The sequence below is a fragment of the Inquilinus sp. OTU3971 genome, assembly GCF_038440215.1.
This window is the reverse complement of the sequence record NZ_JASATH010000061.1, coordinates 1-12,568: the sequence shown is the minus strand read 5'-3', so window position 1 is coordinate 12,568 and position 12,568 is coordinate 1. Positions and strand designations below refer to the sequence as shown.

General features: G+C 70.5%; 14 protein-coding genes. 2 read left to right on the top strand and 12 right to left on the bottom strand.

Translation table 11 applies throughout. From position 1 onward, the window contains the following. Positions 1–230: 230 nt before the first annotated feature. Entirely contained in the window at positions 231–653 is a 423-nt protein-coding gene (locus AAHM41_RS16930; RefSeq protein WP_342237738.1) for a GFA family protein, read from the bottom strand. 113 nt (positions 654–766) lie between these two features. Between AAHM41_RS16930 and AAHM41_RS16925 the strand changes: the two genes are divergently transcribed. Continuing rightward, a complete protein-coding gene (locus tag AAHM41_RS16925) occupies positions 767–1,393 on the top strand; it encodes a glutathione S-transferase family protein (RefSeq protein WP_342237737.1) in 627 nt (208 codons plus the stop codon). 9 nt (positions 1,394–1,402) lie between these two features. Here the strand turns inward: AAHM41_RS16925 and AAHM41_RS16920 are convergent, their stop codons facing one another. Then, positions 1,403–1,939, bottom strand: coding sequence for a DUF1697 domain-containing protein (locus tag AAHM41_RS16920; protein WP_342237736.1), 537 nt, complete (start codon positions 1,937–1,939; stop codon positions 1,403–1,405). A 128-nt stretch (positions 1,940–2,067) separates the two neighbouring features. On the opposite strand from AAHM41_RS16920, the gene AAHM41_RS16915 reads away from it, so the two are divergent. After that, positions 2,068–4,410 carry an oxidoreductase gene (locus AAHM41_RS16915; protein ID WP_342237735.1) on the top strand — a complete coding sequence of 781 codons (2,343 nt, stop codon included), beginning with the start codon at positions 2,068–2,070 and terminating at the stop codon, positions 4,408–4,410. Here the strand turns inward: AAHM41_RS16915 and AAHM41_RS16910 are convergent. The 10 genes from AAHM41_RS16910 to AAHM41_RS16865 form a co-directional block, all read right to left on the bottom strand. After that, complete coding sequence (locus tag AAHM41_RS16910) at positions 4,407–5,576, bottom strand: aminotransferase class V-fold PLP-dependent enzyme (protein WP_342237734.1); 1,170 nt, start codon at positions 5,574–5,576, stop codon at positions 4,407–4,409. The two genes, AAHM41_RS16915 and AAHM41_RS16910, sit on opposite strands and share 4 nt — an antisense overlap. A gap of 2 nt (positions 5,577–5,578) precedes the next feature. Further along, positions 5,579–6,049 carry a RidA family protein gene (locus tag AAHM41_RS16905; RefSeq protein WP_342237733.1) on the bottom strand — a complete coding sequence of 157 codons (471 nt, stop codon included), beginning with the start codon at positions 6,047–6,049 and terminating at the stop codon, positions 5,579–5,581. A 74-nt stretch (positions 6,050–6,123) separates the two neighbouring features. Further along, entirely contained in the window at positions 6,124–6,795 is a 672-nt protein-coding gene (locus AAHM41_RS16900; protein WP_342237732.1) for an HAD-IA family hydrolase, read from the bottom strand. A 90-nt stretch (positions 6,796–6,885) separates the two neighbouring features. Next, positions 6,886–7,788, bottom strand: coding sequence for a transcriptional regulator GcvA (gene gcvA / locus AAHM41_RS16895; protein ID WP_342237731.1), 903 nt, complete (start codon positions 7,786–7,788; stop codon positions 6,886–6,888). After that, positions 7,788–8,702 carry a glutaminase gene (locus tag AAHM41_RS16890; RefSeq protein ID WP_446719455.1) on the bottom strand — a complete coding sequence of 305 codons (915 nt, stop codon included), beginning with the start codon at positions 8,700–8,702 and terminating at the stop codon, positions 7,788–7,790. Before AAHM41_RS16890 ends, gcvA begins: the two co-directional genes overlap by 1 nt. A 15-nt stretch (positions 8,703–8,717) precedes the next feature. Next, complete coding sequence (locus AAHM41_RS16885; protein ID WP_342237729.1) at positions 8,718–9,296, bottom strand: GNAT family N-acetyltransferase; 579 nt, start codon at positions 9,294–9,296, stop codon at positions 8,718–8,720. Between the two features lie 107 nt (positions 9,297–9,403). Further along, entirely contained in the window at positions 9,404–9,805 is a 402-nt protein-coding gene (locus AAHM41_RS16880; RefSeq protein WP_342237728.1) for a PIN-like domain-containing protein, read from the bottom strand. Continuing rightward, positions 9,802–10,458: a hypothetical protein gene (locus AAHM41_RS16875; RefSeq protein ID WP_342237727.1), complete on the bottom strand. Its 657-nt coding sequence runs from the start codon at positions 10,456–10,458 to the stop codon at positions 9,802–9,804. The genes AAHM41_RS16880 and AAHM41_RS16875 overlap by 4 nt, the downstream gene beginning before the upstream one ends. 106 nt (positions 10,459–10,564) lie before the next feature. After that, positions 10,565–11,071, bottom strand: coding sequence for a DUF2165 family protein (locus AAHM41_RS16870; RefSeq protein WP_342237726.1), 507 nt, complete (start codon positions 11,069–11,071; stop codon positions 10,565–10,567). Beyond that, positions 11,071–12,204 (bottom strand): ABC transporter ATP-binding protein, encoded by a 1,134-nt coding sequence (locus AAHM41_RS16865; protein WP_342237725.1) that lies wholly within the window; start codon positions 12,202–12,204, stop codon positions 11,071–11,073. The genes AAHM41_RS16870 and AAHM41_RS16865 overlap by 1 nt, the downstream gene beginning before the upstream one ends. Positions 12,205–12,568: the final 364 nt, after the last annotated feature.

The following is a 12,568-nucleotide window of genomic DNA, read 5'->3' as shown; positions in this document are numbered from 1 at the left end:
AGCGCGTCGAGTCATGTGGCCGCCTCGGGGGATGAGGCTCAGGCCACTTGCCGAGTAGCGGGGAGGAAACGCGGCGACAGAATCAATAAACGGTGCCGCGTTGCCCTAAAATTATACGATGGCATCGGCCTTTACGGCTTTTCGAATAGCTGAACCGGACGCCGCGATTGGGAGTGGATGGTCTGTCTCCAATGACGACGCTTCATGCCGCGCGCGCAGCCCGGCGGTGGCTAGCCCGACACCGGCCTCGGCTGCCGTGGGCTGGACGGGAGGGCCGGGTCGACATGGCCCCAGCTCGGGGCCGAGGCGGTCCAGATCACGCTCGCCGGGCGGGCGATCTCCGGGTCGTCCAGGGCGCCGGCGCGGACCACCATGTAGTCCGGCTCCTCCAGCGCCTCGCTGAACAGGGGCGTGCCGCAGGCCGGGCAGAAGCGGCGGCGCATCATCGCGCCGCTGTCCGCCCGGCTGAGATATTCGCTGGTCTCGCCTGTCACAGCGAAGCCCTGGGTCCGGAAGATCACGCCGATCGAGGCGTTGCCGGAGGACAAATACTGGCAGTCCCGGCACCAGCAGACGCGGGCGACGACCGGCGGCTGGTCGAAGCGGAAGCGGACGGCGCCGCAGAAGCATCGGCCGGTGACGGGCGTGGGCACGGCGCAGTCCTCCCCTTTTGTCGCCGGGAAAGTGAAGGCCAGGCCGGCCGCGATGGCAACCCTGGACTCTGGCGTCTTTACAGCGCCGCGGGCTCCGGCCGATCCTGCTGCCCATGATCCTCATCGGCCAATTCGATTCGCCCTTCGTCCGCCGCGTCGGCATCGCCCTGACGCTGTACGGCCTGCCGTTCGAGCACCGGCCGTGGTCGGTGTTCGGCGACCCCGAGAAGATCCGGCCCTACAACCCGCTGACCCGGGTGCCGACGCTGGTGCTGGACGACGGCGACACGCTGATCGAGAGCCACTGCATCCTCGACCATCTCGACAGCCTGGTGCCGGCCGAGCGCGCGCTGTATCCGCGGGTCGAGCCGCACCGGCGCCGGGCGATGAAGGTGGCGGCGCTGGCGATGGGGACGGCTGAGAAGGCGGTCAGCCTGTTCTACGAGCAGCGGCTGCACCAGGAGGTGTCCGACGTCTGGGTCGCCCGCTGCCGGGCCCAGATCGCCGACGCCCTCGCCGTGCTCGAGGCCGACCGCGCCGGCCGGGGCGGCGAGCACTGGTTCGGCGGCCGCCTCGGCCACGCCGACATCGCCGTCGCCGTGCTGCTGCGGTTCCTGGCCGAGGCCCATCCCGGCCTGGTCCCGGCGGCGCAGATCCCCGCGCTGGCCGCCGACGCGGCCCGGCTGGAACAGCTGCCGGCGTTCCGGGCCATCTCGCAGCCCTTCAACGCGCCGGCCTGAGGCGCGGGTTCAGCCGCCGGCGAGGGCGGCGAGCTTCAGCACGGTGTTCCAGTTACGCCCGGTGCCGCTGGTGCCGAGCTTTTTCTCGATCACCGCCATGGTCAGCTTCGAGCGGCCGATGCCGTCCGGATAGGTGATGTAGGCGTGCCGGCCGTCGGTCCGCACCTGCTCCCGCCCCGCGATGCCGGCCTGCAGCGCGGCGACCGCCTTCGGCGCCTGCTTCAGCGGCAGGAGGACGAGGTGGCTCGGGTCGCTCTCCGCCTCTTCGGGGAACGGGTTGCGGGCGATCGCGCCGGCCCAGTCCGCGGCGCTGCGAACGAACACCTCGGTGCCGAGGCCGAGGCGCTGTTCCAGTGCCTGCTGCAGGGTCCGCTCCAGTTCCTCCGCTTTGCCTTTGCCCGCGAAGACGAGGTTACCGCTCTGCAGCAGCGTGCGCGCCCTGGCGGCGAAGCCCAGCTCCGCCGCCAGGGCGCGCAGATCCGCCATCTTGATCGGCGCATGGCCGGCGACGTTGACGGCGCGGAGCAGGGCGATCCAGGTGGTCATGCCGGGATCATAGGGCGGCGCGCCCGACGACCCCAGGACGGAAAATGATTTAAGCCTAAAGCAATTCGCCGTACCCTCATGGAGTAGGGCCGGGGATCGCGCGTCCGGCCCGGGACGGGAGAAACGGGATGCGGATCACGGTCATCGGCGGCGGTCCGGGCGGCTTGTACTTCGCGCTTCTGACCAAGAAGGCGCGGCCGGACTGGCATGTCGCGGTGCAGGAGCAGAACCGTGCCGACGACACCTTCGGCTTCGGCGTCGTGTTCTCCGACGACACGCTGGACGAGTTCCTGTCGCGCGACCCGGACTCCTACGAGCGGATCCGCGACCGCTTCGCCTATTGGGACGACGTCGCCATCCATTACAAGGGCGAGACGATCCGCTGCGCCGGCAACGGCTTCTGCGGCACCTCGCGGATGACGCTGCTGCAGATCCTGCAGGAGCGCTGCCGCGAGGTCGGGGTCGAGCTCGCCTTCTCCGACCGGATCGATCCGGCGACGCTGGGCGAGCGCTTCGCGGAGTCCGACATCATCGTCGCCGCCGACGGCATCAACTCGGCGATCCGCGAGCACTACCGCGACGCCTTCCGGCCCGAGGTCTCGGTCAAGGCCAACCGCTTCTGCTGGATGGGCTCGACCCGGCCGATGGGCGAGTTCAACTACTTCTTCCGCCAGACCGAGCACGGCGTGATCTGTGCCCACACCTACCAGTACGGTGAAGGCCGCTCGACCTGGGTGTTCGAGATGGACGAGGCCTGCTGGCAGGGCCACGGCTTCACCGAGGCCGACGAGGAGGGCTCGCAGGAGAAGCTGGCCGCGATCTTCGCCGAGGAGCTGCAGGGCCATCCGCTGCTGCTGAACCGGTCGATGTGGCGGCGCTTCCCGCGGATCTTCTGCGAGCGCTGGTGGCACCGGAACATCGTGCTGCTGGGCGACGCCAAGGCCTCGGCGCATTTCTCGATCGGCTCCGGCACCAAGCTGGCGATGGAATGCGCCATCGCCCTATCGGATGCGGTGGTTGAGCATGGCGAGACCGGCGTCGAGACGGCCTTCGCCGCCTATGACAGGGCCCGCCGCACGCCGTGCCAGGTCACCCAGCACAATGCCGACGTGTCGCTGGCCTGGTTCGAGCACATGAACCGGTCCTTCGACATGGACCCGATGCAGTTCGCCATGGTGGTGATGTGCCGGGCCAAGTCGATCACCTACGACAACCTCAGGATCCGCGACCCGGATTTCGTGCGCCGGGCCGACGACGCCTTCTACGAGCGGCTGTTCCGCGAGACCGGCGACGATTACCGCAGCACCCGGCCGACGCCGATGTTCACCCGCTTCCGGCTGCGCGGCATGAAGCTGGCGAACCGCGTGGTGATGTCGCCGATGGCGCAGTATTCCGCCGACCGCGACGGCAACCTGACCGACTGGCACTTCGTGCACTATGCCTCGCACGCCCTGGGCGGCATGGGGCTGATGTTCGTCGAGATGACCTGCCCGTCGCCGGACGCCCGGATCAGCCTGGGCTGCCCCGGCCTGTGGACCGACGCGCATGAGGCGCAATGGACCCGGCTGGTCGGGTTCGTGCACGCCCATGGCGACACCAAGATCGCGATGCAGCTCGGCCATTCTGGGCGCAAGGGGTCGACCCAGCTGGGCTGGGAAAAGGCCGACCACCCGATCGCTTCGCCTGAGGACAACTGGCCGGTGATCTCGGCCTCGCCGCTGCCCTGGATCGAGGGCGTCAGCCCGGTGCCGGCGGAGATCGACCGGGCGGAGATGGACCGGATCAAGGCCGATTTCGTCCAGGCCACCGTGCGTGCCGCCCGCGCAGGTTTCGACCATCTCGAGCTGCACTGCGCCCATGGCTACCTGCTGGCCTCGTTCCTGTCGCCGCTGACCAACCGGCGCGGCGACGACTATGGCGGGCCGATCGGGAACCGGCTGCGCTATCCGCTGGAGGTGTTCCGGGCGATGCGGGCGGCGTGGCCCGAGGATCGGCCGATGTCGGTGCGCATCTCCGCCACCGATTGGGCCGAGGGCGGCATCGGCGAGGACGATGTCTTCGCCATCGCCGAGGCCTTCCGCGACGCCGGCTGCGACCTGATCGACGTCTCCGCCGGCCAGACCGTGCCGGACCAGAAGCCGGTCTATGGCCGGATGTTCCAGGTCCAGTTCGCCGAGGCGATCCGCAACGTGCCGCGGATGGCGACCATGGCGGTCGGCGCCATCACCGAGCCGGGGCAGATCAACACCATCCTGCACACCCGCCGCGCCGACCTGGTCGCGCTCGGCCGGCCGCATCTGTGGAACCCGACCTTTGTCCGCCAAGCCGAGGCCTGGTACGGCGTCAAGACGCAGTCCTGGCCGCAGCAATACTGGCCGGGCCGCGACCAGGCTTTTCGAGAGATCGCCCGGTCGGCCGAGAAGCAGGCCGAGCTGCAGATCAAGGCCAAGCCGCGCCGCCACGCCCGCTAGCTGCGGGTGGCGGCCACGGCGTCGGCGAGCCGGTCGAGCTCCGCCTCGGTGTGCAGGTAGGAGACGGCGGCGCGGCAGATGTCGCCGAGGCCGCGCGCGGTCATGTCGAGCGGCGTGTAGGCCACGCCGTTGACTGCGATGGTGATTCCCTGGGCCGCCAGGCGCTGGCGCAGCGCCGCCGGCTCGACGCCGTCGACCGCGAAGGACACCAGCGCGGCGCGCTCGACGCCGAGGTCGTGCACGGTGACGCCGGGGATCATCGCCAAGCGGCCGCGCAGCCCCTGCGCCAGCCCGTCGAGCCGGGCGCGGATGGCGTCGATGCCGAGGCCGCGGGCGATGCGGATCGCGGCGCCGAGGCCGAGCCGCAGCGCCATCGGGAAGTCGCCGGCCTCGAAGCGCAGGGCGCTGTCCTGCAGCCGCGGGCCGTCCGGCGTCCAGGCGGCGGTGCGGGCGTCGTGATAGGGCGGGTCGAGCCGGTCGAGGAACCCTTGCCGGACATACAGCAGCCCGGTGCCGCGCGGCCCGCGCAGATGCTTGCGGCCGGGCGCGATCAGCACGTCGCAGCCCAACGCCACGACGCCGATCGGGATCTGGCCGATGGCCTGTGAGGCGTCGACGAAGAACGGCACGCCGGCGGCGCGGGCGACCCGGCCGATCGCCGCGGCCGGGTTGATTAGCCCGCCATTGGCGCCGATCCAGGTCAGCGACACCAGCTTCACCCGGTCGTCGATCATGCCGGCCAGCGCCTCGGGCGAGGCCCGGCCGGTGTCGTCGCAGGGGATGACCTCGATCACCGCGCCGGTGCGGGACGCGGCGCGCTGCAGGGTCGTGAGGTTGCCGCCCCATTCCTGCCGGCCGACCAGGATGCGGTCGCCGGCGGCGAGCGGCAGCCCGGCGAAGGCCAGACCCCAGCCCTGGGTGGCGCTGCCGGTGAAGGCGATCTCGCGCGGCGTGGCCCCGAGCAGGGCGGCGGCCTCGGCGCGGGCTTCCTCCAGCGCCGGCGCGGCGGCCTGGCCGGCCTCGATCGGGCCGGACACCGCCTCGCGCTGCAGATGGGCCAGGACCGCATCCAGCACCGGCTGCGGCGGCAGCGAGCCGCCGGCATGGTTGAAGTGCAGCACCCGGTCGATGCCGGGCGTCTCGGCCCGCAGCCGTGCCAGATCCATGGTCAGCCCTCGAGCTCGACGATGGCGTCGACTTCGACCGACACGCCGCGCGGCAGGGCCGCCACGCCGACCGCGGCGCGGGCATGCTTGCCCTTGTCGCCGAACACCGCGGCGATCAGGTCGGAGGCGCCGTTGCCGACCTGCGGCTGCTGGGTGAAGCCGGGGGCTGAGGCGACGAAGACGCCGAGCCGGACGATTCGGCGGATGCGGGCGAGGTCGCCACCGGTCGCGGCCGCAATCTGGGCCAGGATGGCAAGCGCGCAGGCCTGCGCCGCCTTCTGCCCATCCTCCAGCGAGACGGTGTCGCCGAGATGGCCGAGCCAGGCCGGGCCGTTGCGGTCCTGTGAGATCTGGCCGGAGATGTGCAGCAGGTTACCGGACTGGACGTAAGGCACGTAGTTGGCGGCCGGGGCGGGGGCTGCGGGCAGCTCATGGCCCAGGGCGGCGACGGCTTCGACGATGGTCTTCGGCATGGTCGGGTCCTTGGTGTCGGAAGCCCGGATGCTAGCCGCCGCCGGCCCTTGCCGACGAACGCGAAGTTTTCGCCCTATGGGTGACTCGGATTCACCTGGGGGCCGAGCACCAGCCGGCCCGCGCCGTTGATCGTGACGGCCAGGTCCTCGTAATCCGCGACCACCGGGTGGCGCGTCGCCATCGGATGGGCATGGGTGGCGCCCACCACCATGACGGATGCGCCCGATGCCTCAGCCGCGGCGATGCCGGCCGGCGCATCCTCCCAGACCAGGCAGTCATCGGCGGTGACGCCCAGCCGCTTCGCCGCCGCCAGGAAGCCGTCCGGCGCCGGCTTGCCGCGGGCGACGTCCTCGGCCGTGACCAGCACGGCGGGCGGGACCAGGCCGGCGGCGGCAAGGCGCCTGGCCGCCAGCGCCCGCGGCGCCGAGGTGACGATCGCCCAGCGGTCGGGCGGCAGGGACTGCAGGAACCGCTCCACCCCGGCGATGGCGACCACGCCCTCGACATCGTCGATCTCGGCCTGGGTCAGGGCGGCGACCTCGTGCGGCACCTGAGCTTCCGGCACGCCCCAGCGACGAACGGTCTCGACCGCGCGCACGCCATGCATGGTCTCGACGACCGCCGCGGCATCGAGCCCGTGCCGCTCGGCCCAGCGGGTCCAGACGCGGACGGCCGAGGCGATACTGTCGAGCAGGGTGCCATCCATGTCGAACAGGAAGGCGGCATAGCTTCGCTGCATCAGCATCGGGTCATCCGTTCCATCATCGGGAGTCGAGCACGATGCCGGAGCGTAGCGAAGCGTGCCAGTGTCACACGCGGCATGGGCGCCATTCGTTTACGTGGGCTCCGGGGAGACCGCCGCCTCGCCGCGGATCCAGTCGAGGAAGGCGGCGACCGGCGAGGGCAGGGGGCCAGGCCGGGTCACCAGCCAGTAGCCGAGGCCGGGCGGGGCGAAGGGCGGGCCGCCGAGCGGCTCGACCAGCGCGCCGCTGCGCAGCCGCTCGCCGATCAGCGCATGCCGGCCCATGGCCACGCCCTGGCCGGCCAGCGCCGCCTCCAGCACGATGTTATAGTCGTGCAGCATCAGGGTGCGGGCGCGCGCCAGGTCGAAGCCATGTGCCGCCGACCAGGCCGGCCATTCGATCGGCTCGCGGGCATAGGACAGCAGGAGGGTGTGGTGCAGCAGGTCGGCCGGCGCCGCGATCGGCGGGCCGCGCTCCAGCAGCGCCGGGCTGACCACCGGGGCGATGCGGTCGGCCAGCAGCAGCGTCGCCTCGACCTCCGGCCAGCCGCCGGTGCCATAGCGGATCGCCAGGTCGGCCTCACCATCCTTCAGATCGACCAGGGCGTTGGACGGCTCCAGCCGCAGCTCGATCTCCGGATGCGCGGCGGCGAAGCGGCCGAGCCGCGGCACCAGCCAATGGGTGGCGAAGGAGGCCAGCAGGCTGACCCGCAGCACCGCCCGCTCCGGCGCCCGGACGGAACGGGTCTCCTCCGCCAGCAGGTCGAAGGCGCGGCGCACCCCGTCGAGATAGCGCTCGCCCACCGGGGTCAGGGTGATGGCGCGGGTCCTGCGCCGGAACAGGGCGGTGCCGAGCTCGCGCTCCAGCCGCTGCACCTGGTGGCTGATCGCGCTCGGCGTCACCAACAGCTCCTCGGCGGCGCGGCGGAAGCTGAGATGCCGGCCGGCCGCCTCGAAGGCGCGCAGGGCGGGGAGGGAGGGCAGGCGCCGGGCCATCAGGGCCCGAAGACCGACCAGCCCATGGCTTTCGCGAGCCGCTCGAGCGCCAGGGTGCCGAGCAGCGAGTTGCCGTGCTGGTTCAGCCCCGGCGACCAGACCGCGACCGCGGCGCGGCCCGGCACGATCGCCAGGATACCGCCGCCGACGCCGCTCTTGCCCGGCAGGCCGACGCGGAAGGCGAAGTCGCCCGAGCCGTCGTAATGGCCGCAGGTCAGCATCAGGGCGTTGATCCGCCGCGCCCGCTCCGGCGAGACCACGCGGCTCCCGGTCGACAGCCCGCCATCGGCCAGGAAGCGCCCGGCGGTGGCGAGCTGCCGGCAGGTCATGGCGATGGCGCATTGGTGGACATAGACGCCGAGCGTCAGCTCCACCGGATGCATCAGGTTGCCGAAGGACTTCATATAGGCGGCCAGCGCCATGTTGCGGTAGGCGGTGCCGGCCTCGGACCGCGCCACCCTCTCGTCGATGGCGATGCCCTCGTCATCGGCCAGCCAGCGGATGAAGCGCAGGATCGACCCGATCGCCTCGCGCGGCTGGTGCCCGGCCAGGACCACGTCGGTCACCACCAGCGCGCCGGCATTGATGAACGGGTTGCGCGGCACGCCCCGCTCGTGCTCGAGCTGGACGATCGAGTTGAAGGCATTGCCGGACGGCTCACGGCCGACGCGCCGGAACAGCGCGTCGCCGACGGCGCCGAGGGCCAGGGTCAGGGTGAAGACCTTGGAGACGCTCTGGATCGAGAACGGCACCTCGGCGTCGCCGGCACAGCAGAAGCCGCCGTCGAGGGTGGCGACGGCGATGCCGAACTGGCCGACATCGACCTTCGCCAGCTCCGGGATATAGGTCGCGACCTCGCCGCGCTGCTGCTCCCGCGCCATGGCGTCGGCGATGTCGCCGACGACGTCGCTCAATTCTGGCATCCGGGCTCAGCCCTCGCGGTCGATCGTCATGTACAGGGCGGCGCCGTCCGGCGTGTCGATCGGCCCGCGGCGCTGGAACCCGGCCTTCTCATAGGCGCGGATCGCGGCGGCGTTGGCCGGGGCCGGGTCGACCTGGATCCGCGCCGTCTCCGGCAGGGCCAGCAGGCGGCGCAGCACCAGCCGGATCAGCCGGGTGCCCATGCCGCGGCCGATCACGTCGGTCTCGCCCAGGAACAGGTCGATGCCGAAGGTCTGGCGCGGCAGTTGGTGCGCGGCCCAGTAGCTGTCGGGGTTGGCATGGTAGACATGCATGTAGCCGATCGGCCGGCTGCCTTCGCAGGCCAGGAACGGCGCGATGTTCGATTCGACCAGATGGGTGGCGATCTGCGCCAGCTCCTCCTCCGGGTCGCCCCACCAGCGCATCACATGCGGCCGCTCCAGCCAGCGGGCGATGATCGGCAGGTCCTCGATCCGCAGCGCGTTGAGGCCGATCGACGGGTCGACCGCATCGGCGATGCGCTCATCCGCCAGCTTCAGCGCGACCGGGGCCGGCCCGGCCGCGGGGAGGGGATGATCATTGCTCATGCCGCGCCGGGGAGGGCGATCTCTCGCCAAGTCGGAGAAGGAACAGGCTCATGGACGCATCGGTGCTGCGAACGGGTCAAGAACCTGTACCCGATCATGGCGGGCGGTCAAAGGGGCAGCGCACGAAACTTCGAGCTTCGATTGATCGGAAGCTCGAACAGGGCGGGCCCCTGGACGATGCCGGCCTGCGTGACCATGGCAGGCCAGTGCCAGAGCACCAGCGCCACCTTTTCGGTGACGAGCCGCTTGTCGAAGGCCGGCGCCAGGAAGAAGCCGATCAGGCGGCTCGACCGCCACGCCGCCTTGGACAAGGGATCCTTGCGGATGCGCAGGTCGTGGGACAGGACGCACCATCCGCCGTCCCGGGTGAGCAGGCGAATCCACTCCTCGTCGGTCGCGCCGGGGCATTTGTCGCGCGCCGCCACGACCTGATGGCCCTCGACGGAAAGCAGGACGTGCAGCGAGCGGGCGACGACAGGCGGGAGGTTCTCGTCGACGAACAGCTTCAAGCCGCGAGCCCGCGTTCGAACTCGATGGCGCTATGGACGGCCTTGACGGGGATCTCGTAGTAGCGCGCCACGGCGGCCTCGGAGCCTTCGGCCCGAGCGGCGAGGGCGAGCGTCGCCGTCGGCACGCCGTATTCTGCGACCATCGGCGATCCGAAGCGTCGCCGGGGATCCAGCACGATGCCCGCCCCATGGCCCGCGGGCCACCACCGCGCCGGCTCGATGCCCTCGAAGTCGACATCCTGAAAGCTGGGGGCGATCAGCGCGTGGAATCCATACTGGCCTCGGCGCTTGACCAGATCGACCAGGCGCGGCTCCGCCGTCTCCTGCCCGACCTGGAGAAACCAGGACACACCGTCGGTCTTCAGCCGGGCCGTCGACAACGGCCGGTCCTCGCCGATCTCCGATCGGGCGATCTCGATGCCGCGTCGGATGGCCTGAAGCGGCACACCGTTGCCGACCAGGGCATGGATCATCCGCAGTTCCATCAGGTCGCGGAAGCTGAGCCCTCTCGGATTGTCGTCGACCGGTGCGATGTCGGTCGGCCATAGCGGCGCCGCGCGGTGCTGTTCGCCTCGATCGCTGTAGCTGTATCCATTGATCCATCGCCGGGCCGTGCCGGCAGGGATGTGCAGGAGCCGCGCGGCATCCGCCACGGTGTAGAGACCGATCCCGAGCAGTCTCGGATAGGTGGACCCGTCCGGCATCGCCTTCTCCCGGAAGCCGGAACGGAGTCTACCAAAGCTGCGGGGCACCGACCGCTCAAATATCGTAAGGCAGCTCCTCGTCCCGCTGGTTCAGGAACAGGAGGACGATGCCGGTGATGGTCAGGAACAGATGCGCGGGCGGCTGGCCGTTCCACTCCTTGGACTGCCACATGGCGAACCATTCGCCGCCGATGACGACGAAGCCGAAGGCGTAGAGCAGGAAGCCCATGCCGACGCCGGCCAGCGCCACGGACTTGGCCCGGGCGAAGATGGCGGTCGGCGCGTCCCAGCGCAGCCCCATGCGCACCGCGCCAGCCCAGCAGACGAGAGCGGTGGCGACCTGCCAGGCGATGATCAGGGCATAGGCCACATGGGCAGCCCCCGGAACGTCGATCGCCCGCCACATCAGGGCGGGCGATCGGAACGTCGTGTCCATCGCCAGCACGTGCCGCACGAAGGCGAAGTTGGAGCCGTAATCGGTCAGGTTGCCGATCGCGACCAAGGTGAAGAACAGCGCAACACCGGCTGTGGCCAGGATCTTGAGGACCCTGGCCGTCAGCATCAGTGGGCCATCGCCGGCTCGCGGCCGATATCGGCCATCGGGTGCCGCTCCGCCCGCTGCAGGGCCTGGCCCTGGGCGTCGAACAGGTGGCAGGTGTCGGCCGCGAAGCCGATCTGGACCTGGTCGTTGGTCTTGGCCCGGCTGTCGCCGTCGGCCTGCACCGTCAGCATGCCGGCGCCGGTCTTGAGGTAGAGATAGGTCTCGCCGCCGAGGCGCTCGACCACCAGCACCTGGCCCGGGATGGTGGCGGCACCGGTGCCGGCCTCGTTCATGTGCTCCGGCCGGACGCCGAGCGTGACCTTGTCGCCAACCTTGGCCCGGCCCGGCTGCACCGGCACCGTGACCGAGCCGCCGCCCGGCAGCCCCACCGTCGCGGTGGCGCCGTTGGACGCGGTGACCTCGGTCTCGATGAAGTTCATCTTCGGGCTGCCGATGAAGCCGGCGACGAACAGGTTGTCCGGGTGGTGGTACAGCTCGAGCGGTGAGCCGACCTGCTCGATCCGGCCGGCGCTCAGCACCACGATCTTGTCGGCCAGCGTCATCGCCTCGACCTGGTCGTGGGTGACGTAGACCATGGTGGCGTTCAGGTCGTTGTGCAGGCGGGCGATCTCGATCCGCATCTGCACGCGCAGCGCCGCGTCGAGGTTCGACAGCGGCTCGTCGAACAGGAACACCTTCGGGTTGCGCACGATGGCGCGGCCGATGGCGACGCGCTGGCGCTGGCCGCCCGACAGTTCCTTCGGCTTGCGCTTCAGGAGATGCTCGAGCTGCAGGATACGGGCGGCGTCGCCGACCTTGCGCTCGATCTCGGCCTTGTTGGTCTTGGCGAGCTTCAGGCCGAAGGCCATGTTCTCGTAGACCGTCATGTGCGGGTAGAGCGCGTAGCTCTGGAACACCATCGCGATGCCGCGCTCGGCCGGCGGCAGGTCGTTGACCCGCTGGCCGTCGATGGCGAGGTCGCCGGCACTGATGTCCTCGAGGCCGGCGATCAACCGCAGCAGGGTCGACTTGCCGCAGCCCGACGGGCCGACGAAGACGACGAATTCGCGGTCGCGGATGTCGAGATCGACGCCTTTGATGATCTCGAGGTCGCCGAACGACTTACGAATGCCACGGAGCGTAACGCCAGCCATGTTTCCTCCACTGCGCAAACTTTGTCCGCACCATATCCAGCACGGGCGCCTGAGGCCAGCATTTTGGAACCTCGGCTGTCAAATGGTCTGATGTTTGTACGATTCTGATTCGGGAGCGCCCGGCCGCCGGCGTCCGCCGCGGGCCTGCGATCGATTGACACCGGCCGGGCCGGACCCCTAAATCCGCCGGCCCGAAGTACCCCGCCCGTCAGGATCGGCGCCGCATTGTGACGTCTTCCTTCGAAGCCTATCCGGTCCTCGCGTTGCCTCTCCCGCTTGCGGGAGAGGTCGGAGACGCGAAGCGGCTCCGGGTGAGGGGAGTTTGTCGAGGCCTGGGCCAGCCCTCACCCGGACGTCCTGGCGG

Bases quoted from the DNA above. Each gene is read 5' to 3' on its own strand.
- AAHM41_RS16925 (WP_342237737.1), top strand. From the start codon at position 767: ATGATCCTCATCGGCCAATTCGATTCGCCCTTCGTCCGCCGCGTCGGC.
- AAHM41_RS16900 (WP_342237732.1), bottom strand. From the start codon at position 6,795: ATGCTGATGCAGCGAAGCTATGCCGCCTTCCTGTTCGACATGGATGGC.
- AAHM41_RS16920 (WP_342237736.1), bottom strand. From the start codon at position 1,939: ATGACCACCTGGATCGCCCTGCTCCGCGCCGTCAACGTCGCCGGCCAT.
- AAHM41_RS16885 (WP_342237729.1), bottom strand. From the start codon at position 9,296: ATGAGCAATGATCATCCCCTCCCCGCGGCCGGGCCGGCCCCGGTCGCG.
- AAHM41_RS16865 (WP_342237725.1), bottom strand. From the start codon at position 12,204: ATGGCTGGCGTTACGCTCCGTGGCATTCGTAAGTCGTTCGGCGACCTC.
- gcvA (WP_342237731.1), bottom strand. From the start codon at position 7,788: ATGGCCCGGCGCCTGCCCTCCCTCCCCGCCCTGCGCGCCTTCGAGGCG.
- AAHM41_RS16905 (WP_342237733.1), bottom strand. From the start codon at position 6,049: ATGCCGAAGACCATCGTCGAAGCCGTCGCCGCCCTGGGCCATGAGCTG.
- AAHM41_RS16915 (WP_342237735.1), top strand. From the start codon at position 2,068: ATGCGGATCACGGTCATCGGCGGCGGTCCGGGCGGCTTGTACTTCGCG.
- AAHM41_RS16910 (WP_342237734.1), bottom strand. From the start codon at position 5,576: ATGGATCTGGCACGGCTGCGGGCCGAGACGCCCGGCATCGACCGGGTG.
- AAHM41_RS16870 (WP_342237726.1), bottom strand. From the start codon at position 11,071: ATGCTGACGGCCAGGGTCCTCAAGATCCTGGCCACAGCCGGTGTTGCG.